This is a genomic window from [Bacillus] selenitireducens MLS10 (assembly GCF_000093085.1).
Taxonomy (GTDB): domain Bacteria; phylum Bacillota; class Bacilli; order Bacillales; family Salisediminibacteriaceae; genus Salisediminibacterium; species Salisediminibacterium selenitireducens.
Window position 1 is genome coordinate 2,387,558 of sequence record NC_014219.1, and the last position, 13,230, is coordinate 2,400,787.

A 13,230-nucleotide genomic window follows, 5' to 3' on the forward strand; every position below is an offset into this window, starting at 1 on the left:
ATGTTTAAAGTCTCTGTTGAATACTACGCTGTTTTTTTAGGTCGAAATACGGAGATCACGGCATCGGGACACATACGGGCACAGGCTGTACAACTGGTGCATGCTTCCTGATTGACCACTTCCACAGGCTGATAGCCCTTTGCATTCATCCTGTCAGCTGTCTGAATGATCTGTTGCGGACAGACTGATACACAAAGACCGCAGCCTTTACAGGTTTCTTCATGAAACTGAACTCTGATCATTTAAACCCCTCCTCCATTCACCAGGGTGCCCTTAATTTCCGCTCAAACTGCAGAGGCAGCACTAGCTGGTTTTGTTCAGCCGGCGTCCAGCTTTCAAACACACTTGTTTCGATCATGGTTCCTTTGAGAGGGATCTTCAGTGCTTCTGACACGGAGGAAATAACTTCCCCCGCTTTTTTGTATATCACCAAAATCCAACGGATCTCCGGCGAGATGTGTATTATGAATAATTCCTGATACCTTTAGTCTCATGGTTGTTTCAATTTCCTGAATCGAAGACAGAATTTTTTCAGCGCTCGATACTTCCGGTCTGTTCAGATTCGCCACAAACCATAATTCATACTCACGGTTCGCAATCAGATTTGAAAACTGACCGACCGCAAGCGCTCCTTCTTTGCCTCCGCCTGCATCGATAATTACTCTTTGATTCGGCTTTTTCAGTCTTGCAGAAACCTTCGGACTGACAACAGGCAGATCAGATTGCATCAGTTCCACTTTCGGTGCCACCAGATCAATCAGATTCTTTTCGAGCCATGCCCTCATTTCCCTGGCTCTGAAATATGGATTTATCACATCAAGATCACACAAGGCAACATCTTTCGTATCGGCTTCACGCCATTCAAGCGCTTTAAGCAGTGCAAATTCTGTTTTTCCGGATCCGAAATGCCCTGTTACGACGAGACAATCCAATGTCATCACTCCCTCTCACCATAAAGTATACCCGACTTATGTAAGCGTTTTCAACAATTAGAAATAAACTTCATAAAAATGTTGAAAATAGAAAAAACCGAATCATCTGATCCGGTTTTAAAGCCACTCCTGCCAAATTGGATAAGTTACCATTCCGATTACAATCAACAGAAAAAGCACAAGCCATATTTTTACCAGGAAGTAATCATTCTTCTTTCTTTCTGGTCTCCGGTAAAGAGGATATGAATGTGATTCATCCTGTGCATGATCGTCAGCCGGACTAGCGAGAAGGTTTTCTTCCTGCTCATGATGATTTGATTCATTCTTCTGAACATGCTCTTCCTCCGTACGATCATACGTGGCGACTGACGGGCTCACTTTTTTTCTTTTACGTTTTCTGCCGTGAACCTGATTCCTTGGAGGCAATTTTCTGTCAGTCGAGATGTCTTTTTGGTCTTCGCTCATGTCAGTCCGTCACCTTTCTGTTCATTATGCGTATATCGAATATATAAACCCAAGAGGAAATCAATAAAAAAATGAGCCGTGATTACCGACAGGAGATTACCCGTCCACAAAAAAAGCATACCCAACGAGAAACTCAGTGCAGTCATAAACCCCATCAAAAACGGTTTTGACAAATAACGAAGATGCACCAGAATAAATAAAAGTGAAGCAATAATCAGACCGAATTGTGACTGCAGTACACCCCTGAACAAGATCTCTTCACTGATTCCTATAATAGCAGTAAGAATCAGAATATGAAAGGGATGCAGATTTTTAAACAGACGGTTATTAATACCACCGTCATCCATCCATTCTTCAGGTAGAATCCGATCAAGAATAATTTCCAGTGTCACCACCGCTGCAGCAAAAACCATTCCGATTAATACAGCATGAAACGACCAGGAAATGCTCTGAACCCAATAAAAAGGAGTCCCCCAAAAGATAACACTTAAGAGCAGCGCCACGCCCAAAATGATGACTTGTGTCGCGTACACATTCAAAATCAAACCTCTGTCACTCATCTGTTTCACGAGTTCTGCCTGTCTATTCATGAAACTTCGCCTCTCCCGTCAGTTTCCAATAAAGCCGGTCTTGCCAATTGATTTGAATGTTGCGATAATTCGGTTCAACTGTTTGTTCTGAACGTATGACTGGCCTGTCCTCCTGGCAACGGCTGCAGCAATAGCGGGGCTTTTCATGCGGTTGTTCAGAGAAATAGTTCATTAAGCCGTTTCGGATGCAATCTGCCTCACCAATCAGCTGATGCATTTCTCTCACCTGTTTCATCTTTTCGATCTGCCTGAGTTGAAAATGCTTCTTAATGTCCATCAGTATATCGTTGATCCTCTTTCGCGGAGGCAGAATTCGATTCTGTTCATCGATTACACCATATGCCTTCAAATAGTGAGTCACCATCTTTCTCTGATTTTCAGGAATAAATGAAACAGCCGGGTCAACCGATTGATGATCACTCTCGGTAAAAAATGCACTTAACTGATCCATCCGCGCCTCTTCCGGAAATTCAGACTCCACCATCCAGACAGGGAGTTTCACATCCTGATCGGTCCAAAAAAGCTTTACCTCGCTTTGCCGGCCATCCCGACCTGCCCTCCCGATTTCCTGAATGTATTGTTCCACCGATGACGGAACATGCAGATGTATGATCCGTGCGATATTCGTCTTATTGATTCCCATTCCGAACGCATTCGTCGCGCAAACCGCCTGGATCTGATCATAGAAAAACTGTTGTTGGATCAACAGACGGTCCTCTTTGCTCATACCACCATGATACGGGTGCGCATCTGTCCCATGATACCGCATAAATTCACTGTAGGCCTCTGTATCGCTCCTCGTCCCGCAATAGACAATAACCGGGCCTTCACCTTCTTGAACGGCTTTTTTTAAGGCCTTCTGTTTCTCCCCTTCCGTCTCACAGAAAGTCATTTCCATAAAAATGTTATTCCGGTTCATTGTCGATACAAATGAAACGGGGTCGTTCATACCAAGCTGTCTGACGATATCTTCTCTCACGTCTTCAGTTGCTGTTGCGGTCAATGCCAGGGTGACAGGATGCCCCAAAGAACGAATCACAGTACCCAATTTAAGATAATCTGTTCTGAATTCATGGCCCCATTGTGAAATACAGTGCGCTTCATCGATGACAAACATAGCAATCTTGTAAGACCCCAGCACAGATTTGACTTCCGGCTTTTGAAGCATTTCCGGGGACAGGTACAGAACATCGAGACGGGAAATCCCCTTTAACAGTTCTTTTTTTTCTTCGTACTGCAACATGCTGCTTAGATGGGCAACATGTTTATACCCTTCAGCCCTGAGTTGCATGACCTGATCTTCCATTAATGATACAAGGGGAGAAACAACTACCGTCAATCCTTCTGTCAATTTCGACGGCAACAGATAACAGATACTTTTCCCTGATCCCGTCGGCATCACTGCCAACGTATCATGACCATTCAGAACCGATTCGATAATTTCTTTTTGGTCATATCTGAATGAGGAATAGCCAAACCAGTCTTGCAGTGCTTGCTCAAGATTCATTGTTTCCGCCTCCTCGCCATCGCCATTGCGATCCGCAGCTGCAAATAAGTATATTTTCCGCCTGTTGCTTCTTTTAACAGCCGGAGTCTCGTCAGGTTATATTCGCGAATATGCTTTAGAATCTCCTTTAGCTCAGTCTCTTCAAGATAAGGACCATAATCAAAATCATAATCGACGTGAGCCAGTTCAACAATATGATCTTCCACCGTGCTGATTTTCAACTTCCTTGTCTTTGACACCTCTTGAAGTGAAAGACCCTTGTTAAGCAGCTGACGCGTTTGTTTCGCTGACTCTGTTAATGCTTCATCATCCTCAAAAGCGGTCTTTGGCATGAGCATATTCAGGATCGGGTAGGCTGCAGGATTAAAATCATGAGCAGCAAGCAAGGCATGAAGAGCACTCCGAACCATAATATACGCTTCAAAAGGTGACATCTGATAGTTGGAAGATAATTGGGCATACGAGAGGCCCACTTCATTTTTTACTGTCAGACGATCGACAAACAAGGCTTGGACCGGTTCATTCAAATCTTGGAGCGGAAACAGCAGCTCCTGATACATTGCCTCAATTAATTCATTCAACGAACGGTTTTTTAAAACCGATTTTACCTGTTGCTGAATCCGCATATCAGATGATACCGGGAAGAAAAAACGGTCACCTTGTTTTAAATGGGAGAGCGTCTGGATAAACAGTGATAAAGATTCCCAAAGATGAGCAGCTCGACCTGTCCACTCATAATTCATACCATCAAATTCTTCAGAAAGAGGGTGAGCCGTTTCAGACAATCCGTCGGCAGTCTTTTGGAGATCTTCATGAAAAGTGGCTCTCAGAGTCTTCTCGAAGGAATTTCTGATTTCCCCCGGTGCATATTTCAAGATTCCCGCAAACTGTTCAAGATGAAACAGATGGAGATCAGAAATGGTTTGGGCGGTCCGGTTTCCGAGTAAAATTTGCATCAACGCAGACAGTGTGCGCTGACCATTAATTTTCCGATGCAAAAAGACAGCTGCACGATGGTCAAAATCCATGTGGTACGCCTCCTTTCGTTAATAAAGATTCCTTGTGCATCGTTCACAACGCCTGCTGTGATAAGGATTCTCAATTACATTTTCTATTGAAATGTTTCGTGGTAACCTTTACAATGAATATATAGAGAACAGACTTCTTCTCGGAAGATGTTCTTAAAAAAATACCCTGAAAAGGGATTCTATATTTCAATGGGAGGTTTTTGTAATGGCAAAGTACACGATTGTAGACAAAGATACCTGTATCGCATGTGGTGCTTGCGGATCAGCAGCACCAGACATCTATGACTATGATGATGACGGTATCGCATGGGTTATTCTTGATGACAACCAGGGTACGGCAGAAGTACCGGAAGAGCTCTATGAAGATATGGAAGACGCTCTTGACGGCTGCCCGACTGACTCCATCAAGATTGCTGAAGAGCCGTTTGACGGCGACGCACTTAAGTTCGAATAGGATTCACATGCATACCAGAACCACCGGCTCATGCCGGTGGTTCTTTTTTGTCTTGCAGATCATTTCGGTCTCTTACTCAGCCCCTGATTCCCATTGATGATGAATGATAATCCGATCTTTCTTCACAGAAATCCATCCGAGTTTTTCCCATTTTTTAAGCTGTCGGCTGACTGTTTCACGAGTTGAACCGATTAAATAACCGATCTCCTGATGTGTCAAAATGATTTCATCTCCTTGAACTTTAATGAGATGATCCATCGCAGACTTAAGCCTCGAAGAAACGTCCAGAGAAAGCAGTTCATTGAGCTTTCGCTGCAGCATCAGCATATTTTCATTCATCATCTGAATGATTTTTATGGCTATTTCCGGCTTATTCAGAATGAGGCTTTCGATCTGTTCAACAGGGATCGCCAGTACTTTTACTTCTTTTTTGGCTGTTGCTGTTCCAGGATATACGGAATGATCAAAAAGCCCTGCGTGAGGGAATACTTCTCCCGCAGACAGCACATTTATCACACTTTCATTCCCGTTTTCAGTGAGTTTTGAGATCAATACGGTTCCTGATCCCAATACAAACAAGTACTTTTTATCATCACCTTCCCAGAACAGCCGCTCTTTATCATTTAATGTTTGTTCATACCCAAAGGAAATGACCTCATCAATTTCCTGATCGTTCAATCCACCAAACAGAACTGACGACTTGAAATGCTGCTTCCATCTCATTTCTGTTCACCATCATGAATAAATACAGCCTTTTCAACACCCGCAATATGATCATACATCGCACGGTAGGCAGCATCACTATCCTGCATTTTGACTGCATTATAAATGGCTGCATGCTCCTCATAAAGCTGTTTCATTTTTTTCTTCATTTGAATACAAAAACAATTGGCGAGCCTCTTTCATCGATTCCTCAACTGTTTCAGAGATCGTTGTCATTAAACGTTCCAGCATTTGATTCCCAGCCGCAGTAACTATCGCCATATGAAATGCGATATCTGCCTGTTCACCCAGACTCCCGTCTCCTTCAGCCAATTTCATCTCATGAAGAATCCGTTCAAGCTTGCGTAAATCCGCATCAGATCTTTTTTCGGCCGCAATGGCTGCTGCTCCGGTCTCATTTAATTTTCGGACCTCAAACAGTTGCTTTAAATCTTCCTGTTCCAATACGGAAGGAATCATCTTTCCTGACAGATCCACCGCTGTTTTTTTAACAAACGTTCCCTCTCCCTGACGGATCTCAATCAGTCCCATTGCCTTTAAGGCACTGAGTGCTTCACGAATCGCAGAGCGGCCCACGTCAAAATCCTCCGAGAGCTGCTGGACAGACGGAAGACGCTCTCCCTGTTTAAATTGGCCATCCATTATCATTTCAGTCAATTGTTCTGCAACAATTTCATAAATCTTTTTTGATTTAACCTGTTTAATCATGATATATACTCCTTAATCAATCTTGACATCTCTGTTTGTATTGTACCTTTTAACCTGACCAATTTCAATTTCGTCTGTCTCCGATAAATCACTCACTCCCTGTCTCTGTTATCTATCCGTCTGATTTCCTCATTTGTCCAACCAGTCCGGACTTTGATCAAGCTGTCCGACAAATAGCGGTTCGCCGTTCTCGCAGAAACAGCCGAATCGGACACACCGGCAATATTTTTTGAATTTGTTTTGCAATCACAATGAAAATCCGAACGTTTGTAAGCGCTACCACAAATAATGTATGATTTTTTGACAAGTTGCTGTGGTAAATTATCAGAATTTCGTGTTAATATTGTATAATCAAACTATTCACACACACAGGAGTTGAGCGAAGTGAGCGCAAACACAAAAGAACGGACAGAGAACAAACAATTTACAGTTTTGGTTTCCGACCAGATGAGCGAAGAAGGGTTAAAACCTGTCATTGAATCCGATGAAGTCAATGTGGTATTTGAAAACGTCTTGTCAACAACCATCCCCCTTGAAGAAGTCGATGCATTAATCATCCGCAGTGCCACGACAGTAACTGCTGACATCATTCAGAAAATGCCGAACTTAAAGATCATTGGACGTGCTGGCGTCGGAGTGGACAATGTTGATTTGGATGCTGCAACTGCCAATGGTGTGGTTGTGGTGAATGCACCTGACGGTAACACCATCTCCACAGCCGAACACACCTTTGCCATGCTGGCATCCGTGGTTCGTAATATTCCACAAGCCAATCAGTCCATGAAAGAAGGACGATGGGATCGAAAATTGTATACGGGTACTGAGTTATTTGGAAAAACACTCGGTATTGTCGGATTCGGCAGAATCGGCTCAGAAATCGCCTCAAGAGCACGCGCATTTAAAATGAATGTCGTTGCCTACGATCCGTTTTTGACCGAATCAAGGGCAGAGAAAAACAAAGTGACGATCATGGACCTAGATGAACTGCTTGAATCAGCTGACTTCATCAGTGTCCACACTCCTTTAACAAAAGAAACCAAAGGGATGATCAGCACTGAACGCCTCAAAAAAATGAAAAAAAATGCTTATTTATTGAACTGTGCCCGTGGCGGCATTATCGACGAAGATGCTTTGTATCAAGCCATTAAACAAGGTGACATCAAAGGTGCCGCCGTTGATGTATATGAAGAGGAACCTGCAAAGAATCATCCATTAACTGAACTTGACGAGGTTATTACAACCCCGCATATTGCTGCATCAACAGATGAAGCTCAGTTGAACGTAGCAGAACAGGTCGCTGTCGAAATCCTCGACTATCTGAAAGGGAAACCTGCACCGCACGCTCTGAACTTACCGCATATTGATGCCGATGAATTTGAAAAAATGGCACCCATCACTTCTCTTACGAAAGTTCTTGGTGAGACCGCCACACAACTCTTCCGCGAGCCCGTAAAAGAGGTGGAAATGCACTATGCTGGCGAACTTTCCCACCAGGAAACAGGTCTCTTTAATCGCAGTTTTCTTGCCGGTTTCTTTAAACACCGGGTTGATTCATATGTGAATGAAGTCAATGCGGTCGCAATCGCAAAGGAACGGGAAATCAATGTTTCCGAAAAGCATACGAACGAATCTTACGGATACTCGAACATGATCGGCGCGACTATCCGGGGAGAAAAGCGCGAACTGTTCATCGTCGGCACATACAGCAAAGAGTTCGGCCCTAGAATTGTCAGAATTAATGAATTTTCATTTGAATTCCAGCCGGGTAAACATACACTGTTCGTTCAGCACAATGACCGCCCGGGTGTTATCGGTAAAGTCGGACAGCTCTTGGGTACCCATGACGTGAATATTGCTACAATGCAGGTTGGCCGTCATTCTGAAGGCGGGAAAGCCATTATGCTGCTCGGCACTGATAAAGCATGCAATGGTGATGTAATTACTGCATTCGAAACGTTTGATGAAGTGGAATCCGTCCAAACCATAGAACTCTAACAGTCGATTTGAATTGCTCATCATCAACATTTTATGATATGATTGTCGTCGATGTAACATAATTTCATAGAATAGAGAAAGGTTGTTGAGCATTAATGATCAAAAGCGGTAAAAAAGCCTGGTTGGCTTTGCCACTCAGTGCAGTATTCGTCCTGAGTGCATGCAGTGGTAATGAAGAGGGAACGACTCTGTTGGATAATGAGAATGATAACGGAGCAGATCAAAGCGAAACAGAGGCATCCAATCAATCTGATCCATCAGCAGAACCTTCAGAAAGTGTTCTCAATCTCGAAGGAGATGTCGTTGCCACTGTCAATGGTGAAGATATTCCAATGGCAAATCTCGAAATGCAGCTGCAACAGTATGAAATGATGTTTGCCCAACAGGGCATTGATTTTGAAGATGAGGAAAATATGGCTCTGCTTATGCAGATTCAAGAAGGCATTGTAGACGAATTAATCCAGCTTGAGCTCCTTGTTCAGGAAGCAGACAGTCAGAACATTCAAGCCGATGAAGATGAGGTTCAGGCAGAAATGGAACAGATTCGCAGCCAGTTTGACGATGACTTCGAAGAGGTTCTTGCCTCTCAAGGCTATACAGAAGACCTTCTGGAAAATGAAATCCGTGATTCATTAAAACTGAATCAGCTCCTTTCACCCGAATATATCGAAACCCTTGATTTTGAAGTGACAGATGAAGAACTCGAAGAGGCCTATGAACAACAGGCAGCTCAGAACCCTGAAATTGGCCCATTTGAAGATCTTCGCGATGATCTCGAACTTCAAGTTGTTCAATCAAAGTATCTCGAACAGCTTTACGAAGATGCAGATATTGAAATCTTAATCTGAACCGGAAATCACGTTCAAAAGAACAGGCCCCGAATCAATAATTCGGGGCCTGTTTTATGGTCAATTATTCCGGCTGGTTACGTGATGCATCATAAAATGTATCTTCATAGCCCTCTCTGACATTGACAACCCGTGAAGCTGAGAAGAAATAATCCGAAAGTCTGTTCATATAAGGAATTGCTGCAGGGGGGATCTGTTCCTCATGCGCAACATCCACAATACGCCGCTCTGCACGCCTTGCGACCGTTCTGCACTGATGCAGATAAGCTGCACCGCTTTGTCCACCCGGAAGAATGAAACGTTCTAGTGGCGGTGACTCCTCCCAATATACATCAATTCGATCCTCGAGATCCGTGATGAATGCTTCTTGCATATAATACGTGTCTCTGTCGGTGACGTTAGCCAAATCACCGCCCAAATCAAATAATTCCTGCTGTATTTTTTTCAGGTCCTTCCTGATATCTGCATGCTGATCCGAAAGGTGGATTAACGTGACACCAATCAGGCTGTTCAATTCATCCACTGTGCCATATGCTTCAACTCTCATGTCTGTTTTGGGCACTTTTTTTCCGATTAGATGTGTGTTTCCTTCATCTCCTGATTTCGTATAAATTTTCACTATTAAAGCCTCCTCATAAATTGCATACAAATAGCATACCCCGAAACCAACTCTGTTTGCAATTATTTACGTGCCAATGGATAATAGAGATATCCGAACGAAAGGAATGATGCATGCATGAGTGTCGAAGAACATAAAAAAGAAGCACCGGAACGGGTTGTCTGTATGATCCTGACGGTATCAGACACACGAACGAAAGAAACAGACAAGAGTGGTCATCTGATGAAAACAAAACTTGAAGATGCAGGACATGCTGTATATCGTCATGAAATCGTGAAAGACGACTACAGCGGCATTCAGAAGTGGGTTCGTTTTGCTGATCAGCACGATGAAATAGAAGCACTACTGATTAATGGCGGAACCGGTATCACATTCAGAGATACAACCTATGAAGCCGTCTCTGACATGCTTGATAAAGAGCTTCCGGGCTTTGGTGAACTGTTTCGCTACTTGAGTTTCGAAAAAGACATTGGTCCTGCAGCCATGCTGTCACGTGCGACGGCTGGCGTCCGAGGTCAAACGGCTGTATTTTCAACACCCGGCTCATCAGGAGCTGTCAAACTTGCAATGGATCAGCTTATCATTCCAGAACTTGCCCACATGATGAGAGAAATCTATAAAGATCTCTAACAGCAATACAGAACTAAAAAAGATCCAAGAGCATTTCCTTTATGCTCTTGGATCTTTACATTTGAAATTTCAGTTGCCACATATTTAGGACGTCAGTTCATTCACATCTTCTCCCTGCGAGAACGGAAGAAACACGGAGAACGTCGTGCCCTCTCCCATTCTGCTGTGTGCAGATACTCTCCCTTTGTGGGCTTCAACGATGTTCTTCACGATCGCAAGACCCAAACCGGTTCCCGCTCTGCCTCTCGTTCTTGCTTTATCCGCTTTATAAAACCGTTCAAAGACAAACGGCAGATCCTCTTCGGGTATTCCGGCTCCTGTATCCTCCACATCAAGCCTGAAGCCTGCAGGCAGCTCCTCGAGACGGAGCTTAACCGAACCATTAACCGATGTATAGCGTATGGCATTATCAATCAGATTCGTCATGACCTGTTCAATTCTGTCAGGATCGACATATGCTTCTGTGTCTGATTGATCGATTTCCCCCATCAGTTCTACGTTATTATCGTCGGCAACACCTTGAAATTTACGTGAGATTCGTTCCACAAACTCAGTCATGTTCACCGGCTCAAGATTCAACCGAATATGGCCTGCTTCAATACGCGCAAGATCCAGTAATTCATTCACAAGTCTGCCCATTCGAAGTGATTCATCATAAATAATCTGAGCAAGTTCTTTTTTCTCTTCATCACTTCCCGCAACGTCATCAATTATGGCCTCACTGTATCCCTGCAGCATGGAAATCGGCGTCCTTAATTCATGAGAAACATTGGCAATAAAATCTTTACGCAATTTATCATGAAGCCGCTCTTCTGTCATATCTCGCATGACGGCTACTGCTCCGCGAACATGATATTGATCGTACAGTGGTGTCATCAGGATTACCCAGCTTCTCCCTTGTACGTCCACTTCTCCCATTTGTTCCTGTTCTTCAGAAACAACTTTCTCAAACAGATTTTGCAGCTCTTCCGGCAATTGGCCTGACTCTTCTGTGACATAGCCCTGTTCGTATAACCATGCCCCGATGAATTCATTCGCCGGAGGATTCGTAACCATCACGCCACCGTCACGGTCGAGCGTAATCACACCATCTGCCATGGACGACAAAATTCTCGAAAGCTGCTCTTTCTCCTGGTTTAATGCGTTGAGATTGGTGTTCAGCGCACGGGCCATCCGATTAAAGGCAATACCAAGCAACCCGATTTCATCGTTTGTCAATATTGGCACCTTCGTATCAAAATTTCCTTTAGCCACTTCAAGAGAGGCTTTGCGCATCCTTCTTAACGGCGCAGTAATTCTTGTCGTCAGGAAAAAGGCGAAGACGGTTGTCAATATGATGGCTATGCCTGCAGAAAGCAGAATAATACTGGTCGTTTGGCTCGTCGCTTCCTCGACAACATCAAGAGATTGATAAAGAAACACGGCCCCAATTTCACCGTCGGGAAATTGAACGGGTGTCCCGACAACCATTAATTCTTCGGTACCCTCTTCCCCGATTGACTCAAATAAATAATCGCCTTCTGTAGCAATCGATTCCTGTTCAAAAATGACTCGTGAAAGCACATCATCTTCATAGAAAACCTGTATCGGCAGTTGCGCTCCTGAAAAAACCTGTTCTGTGTACCAGTATTGCTCTTGATCGAGAATAATCACTGCCTGTGCCTCATACGTTTCAGAGATCGTTTCCGCCATAGCGAGAACACGATTCTGCGTATCATCATCTTCAATCACAGACCCGATCAGGCTTGCATGACTCATTAATTCGTTCTCTGCACGTTCGGTATGAAACCGTTCAAAATATTGCAATAAGAGAATAGTCAAAATAAGCAGGACCACAGATACCAGTAACAGTATCGTGATCCACAGCTTACCTACGACGCTGCGCCAAAACATCATGTTTACTTCACAGCCTCGAACTTATATCCGACTCCCCATACAGTGGAAATCATATTGCCCGCCTCGGGAGAAACTTTATTCAGTTTTTCCCGTAAACGCTTCACATGCGTGTCAACCGTCCGCAGGTCTCCGAAAAACTCATAATTCCATACGTCTTTCAAAAGCTGTTCTCTTGCAAATACTTTATCTGGGGCAGAGGCAAGATAATGCAAAAGCTCATATTCTTTTGGCGTGAGACTGATGTGTTTATCGTCAGCCGTTACCCGATGCGCATCATTATCGATTGTGAGATGCGGAAAGACAAGGACGTCTTTCGTGCTTGTTTCGGTCTGAAGAAAAGCGGTAGTCGAAGCTCTTCGAAGCAGTGCCTTTACTCTGAGCACGACTTCCCTCGGGCTGAATGGCTTCACGATATAATCGTCCGTGCCTGCTTCAAAGCCCTGAACCCGGTTGGCTTCTTCTCCTTTTGCCGTTAACATGACGATCGGTGTCGCTTTTTGTTTTCTGATTTTTTCACAAACCTCGATGCCATCCATTCCCGGCATCATCAAATCGAGTACAATAAGGTCATAATCATAGTCCAACGCTTTTTTTAAAGCGATCTCTCCGTTCTCTGCATCATCGACATCATAATTCTCCCGTTCGAGATACATTTTTAATAACCTGCGAATCCGTTCTTCGTCATCCACAACGAGAATTCTGGCATCTGTAGACATAGACAATATCTCCTCTCTTTCTTTACCAAATTACATATTGCTTCAATGAAATGTTCACAATTTTATTGTAACACGACCGGTTTAAGAATTGTATAATCATTACCTTTCAAAAAAGAGAC

At 43.7% G+C, this 13,230-nt stretch carries 16 protein-coding genes; 4 read left to right on the plus strand and 12 right to left on the minus strand.

The genetic code is table 11. The features are described 5' to 3' along the window. Positions 1 to 23: 23 nt before the first annotated feature. The 6 genes from BSEL_RS11005 to BSEL_RS11030 all read right to left on the minus strand — a co-directional run bounded on the left by BSEL_RS11005 (position 24) and on the right by BSEL_RS11030 (position 4,522). Positions 24 to 242 carry a 4Fe-4S binding protein gene (locus BSEL_RS11005; protein WP_013173086.1) on the minus strand — a complete coding sequence of 73 codons (219 nt, stop codon included), beginning with the start codon at positions 240 to 242 and terminating at the stop codon, positions 24 to 26. 93 nt (positions 243 to 335) lie between these two features. Then, entirely contained in the window at positions 336 to 938 is a 603-nt protein-coding gene (locus BSEL_RS11010; RefSeq protein ID WP_013173087.1) for a hypothetical protein, read from the minus strand. Positions 939 to 1,049: 111 nt separating this feature from the next. Then, positions 1,050 to 1,397: a hypothetical protein gene (locus BSEL_RS11015; protein ID WP_013173088.1), complete on the minus strand. Its 348-nt coding sequence runs from the start codon at positions 1,395 to 1,397 to the stop codon at positions 1,050 to 1,052. Beyond that, entirely contained in the window at positions 1,394 to 1,987 is a 594-nt protein-coding gene (locus BSEL_RS11020) for a CPBP family intramembrane glutamic endopeptidase (RefSeq protein ID WP_013173089.1), read from the minus strand. The genes BSEL_RS11015 and BSEL_RS11020 overlap by 4 nt, the downstream gene beginning before the upstream one ends. Beyond that, complete coding sequence (locus BSEL_RS11025) at positions 1,980 to 3,494, minus strand: RecQ family ATP-dependent DNA helicase (protein ID WP_013173090.1); 1,515 nt, start codon at positions 3,492 to 3,494, stop codon at positions 1,980 to 1,982. The genes BSEL_RS11020 and BSEL_RS11025 overlap by 8 nt, the downstream gene beginning before the upstream one ends. Further along, entirely contained in the window at positions 3,491 to 4,522 is a 1,032-nt protein-coding gene (locus BSEL_RS11030) for a helix-turn-helix domain-containing protein (protein ID WP_013173091.1), read from the minus strand. The genes BSEL_RS11025 and BSEL_RS11030 overlap by 4 nt, the downstream gene beginning before the upstream one ends. A gap of 205 nt (positions 4,523 to 4,727) precedes the next feature. Between BSEL_RS11030 and BSEL_RS11035 the strand changes: the two genes are divergently transcribed. Next, positions 4,728 to 4,976 carry a ferredoxin gene (locus tag BSEL_RS11035; RefSeq protein ID WP_013173092.1) on the plus strand — a complete coding sequence of 83 codons (249 nt, stop codon included), beginning with the start codon at positions 4,728 to 4,730 and terminating at the stop codon, positions 4,974 to 4,976. Positions 4,977 to 5,048: 72 nt separating this feature from the next. Here BSEL_RS11035 and BSEL_RS11040 read toward each other — a convergent pair whose 3' ends face one another. The 3 genes from BSEL_RS11040 to BSEL_RS11045 are packed head-to-tail and all read right to left on the minus strand — an operon-like array spanning position 5,049 to position 6,407. Beyond that, positions 5,049 to 5,699 (minus strand): Crp/Fnr family transcriptional regulator, encoded by a 651-nt coding sequence (locus BSEL_RS11040; RefSeq protein WP_013173093.1) that lies wholly within the window; start codon positions 5,697 to 5,699, stop codon positions 5,049 to 5,051. Further along, a complete protein-coding gene (locus tag BSEL_RS18220) occupies positions 5,696 to 5,836 on the minus strand; it encodes an FCD domain-containing protein (RefSeq protein ID WP_269815725.1) in 141 nt (46 codons plus the stop codon). The genes BSEL_RS11040 and BSEL_RS18220 overlap by 4 nt, the downstream gene beginning before the upstream one ends. Then, positions 5,820 to 6,407, minus strand: coding sequence for a FadR/GntR family transcriptional regulator (locus BSEL_RS11045; RefSeq protein ID WP_013173095.1), 588 nt, complete (start codon positions 6,405 to 6,407; stop codon positions 5,820 to 5,822). Before BSEL_RS11045 ends, BSEL_RS18220 begins: the two co-directional genes overlap by 17 nt. Before the next feature lie 384 nt (positions 6,408 to 6,791). Here BSEL_RS11045 and serA point away from each other — a divergent pair, with 384 nt between their 5' ends. Next, positions 6,792 to 8,402 (plus strand): phosphoglycerate dehydrogenase, encoded by a 1,611-nt coding sequence (serA, locus tag BSEL_RS11050; protein WP_013173096.1) that lies wholly within the window; start codon positions 6,792 to 6,794, stop codon positions 8,400 to 8,402. Between the two features lie 95 nt (positions 8,403 to 8,497). Continuing rightward, positions 8,498 to 9,250 (plus strand): SurA N-terminal domain-containing protein, encoded by a 753-nt coding sequence (locus BSEL_RS11055; RefSeq protein WP_013173097.1) that lies wholly within the window; start codon positions 8,498 to 8,500, stop codon positions 9,248 to 9,250. Between the two features lie 64 nt (positions 9,251 to 9,314). Here BSEL_RS11055 and BSEL_RS11060 read toward each other — a convergent pair whose 3' ends face one another. Continuing rightward, positions 9,315 to 9,869 (minus strand): cob(I)yrinic acid a,c-diamide adenosyltransferase, encoded by a 555-nt coding sequence (locus tag BSEL_RS11060; protein WP_013173098.1) that lies wholly within the window; start codon positions 9,867 to 9,869, stop codon positions 9,315 to 9,317. A 117-nt stretch (positions 9,870 to 9,986) separates the two neighbouring features. Here BSEL_RS11060 and BSEL_RS11065 point away from each other — a divergent pair, with 117 nt between their 5' ends. Then, complete coding sequence (locus tag BSEL_RS11065) at positions 9,987 to 10,499, plus strand: MogA/MoaB family molybdenum cofactor biosynthesis protein (RefSeq protein WP_013173099.1); 513 nt, start codon at positions 9,987 to 9,989, stop codon at positions 10,497 to 10,499. Positions 10,500 to 10,583: 84 nt separating this feature from the next. On the opposite strand, the gene BSEL_RS11070 is transcribed toward BSEL_RS11065, so the two are convergent. Together BSEL_RS11070 and BSEL_RS11075 are read right to left on the minus strand one after the other, a co-directional pair. After that, positions 10,584 to 12,395, minus strand: a complete 1,812-nt coding sequence (locus BSEL_RS11070) for an ATP-binding protein (RefSeq protein WP_013173100.1) — start codon at positions 12,393 to 12,395, stop codon at positions 10,584 to 10,586. Between the two features lie 2 nt (positions 12,396 to 12,397). Further along, positions 12,398 to 13,111, minus strand: coding sequence for a response regulator transcription factor (locus BSEL_RS11075; protein WP_013173101.1), 714 nt, complete (start codon positions 13,109 to 13,111; stop codon positions 12,398 to 12,400). Positions 13,112 to 13,230: the final 119 nt, after the last annotated feature.

What these genes read in the sequence shown, in the direction of transcription:
- BSEL_RS11005 (WP_013173086.1), bottom strand. Translation starts at nt 242, where the DNA reads ATGATCAGAGTTCAGTTTCATGAAGAAACCTGTAAAGGCTGCGGTCTT.
- BSEL_RS11010 (WP_013173087.1), bottom strand. Translation starts at nt 938, where the DNA reads ATGACATTGGATTGTCTCGTCGTAACAGGGCATTTCGGATCCGGAAAA.
- BSEL_RS11015 (WP_013173088.1), bottom strand. Translation starts at nt 1,397, where the DNA reads ATGAGCGAAGACCAAAAAGACATCTCGACTGACAGAAAATTGCCTCCA.
- BSEL_RS11020 (WP_013173089.1), bottom strand. Translation starts at nt 1,987, where the DNA reads ATGAATAGACAGGCAGAACTCGTGAAACAGATGAGTGACAGAGGTTTG.
- BSEL_RS11025 (WP_013173090.1), bottom strand. Translation starts at nt 3,494, where the DNA reads ATGAATCTTGAGCAAGCACTGCAAGACTGGTTTGGCTATTCCTCATTC.
- BSEL_RS11030 (WP_013173091.1), bottom strand. Translation starts at nt 4,522, where the DNA reads ATGGATTTTGACCATCGTGCAGCTGTCTTTTTGCATCGGAAAATTAAT.
- BSEL_RS11035 (WP_013173092.1), top strand. Translation starts at nt 4,728, where the DNA reads ATGGCAAAGTACACGATTGTAGACAAAGATACCTGTATCGCATGTGGT.
- BSEL_RS11040 (WP_013173093.1), bottom strand. Translation starts at nt 5,699, where the DNA reads ATGAGATGGAAGCAGCATTTCAAGTCGTCAGTTCTGTTTGGTGGATTG.
- BSEL_RS18220 (WP_269815725.1), bottom strand. Translation starts at nt 5,836, where the DNA reads ATGAAACAGCTTTATGAGGAGCATGCAGCCATTTATAATGCAGTCAAA.
- BSEL_RS11045 (WP_013173095.1), bottom strand. Translation starts at nt 6,407, where the DNA reads ATGATTAAACAGGTTAAATCAAAAAAGATTTATGAAATTGTTGCAGAA.
- BSEL_RS11055 (WP_013173097.1), top strand. Translation starts at nt 8,498, where the DNA reads ATGATCAAAAGCGGTAAAAAAGCCTGGTTGGCTTTGCCACTCAGTGCA.
- BSEL_RS11065 (WP_013173099.1), top strand. Translation starts at nt 9,987, where the DNA reads ATGAGTGTCGAAGAACATAAAAAAGAAGCACCGGAACGGGTTGTCTGT.
- BSEL_RS11070 (WP_013173100.1), bottom strand. Translation starts at nt 12,395, where the DNA reads ATGATGTTTTGGCGCAGCGTCGTAGGTAAGCTGTGGATCACGATACTG.
- BSEL_RS11075 (WP_013173101.1), bottom strand. Translation starts at nt 13,111, where the DNA reads ATGTCTACAGATGCCAGAATTCTCGTTGTGGATGACGAAGAACGGATT.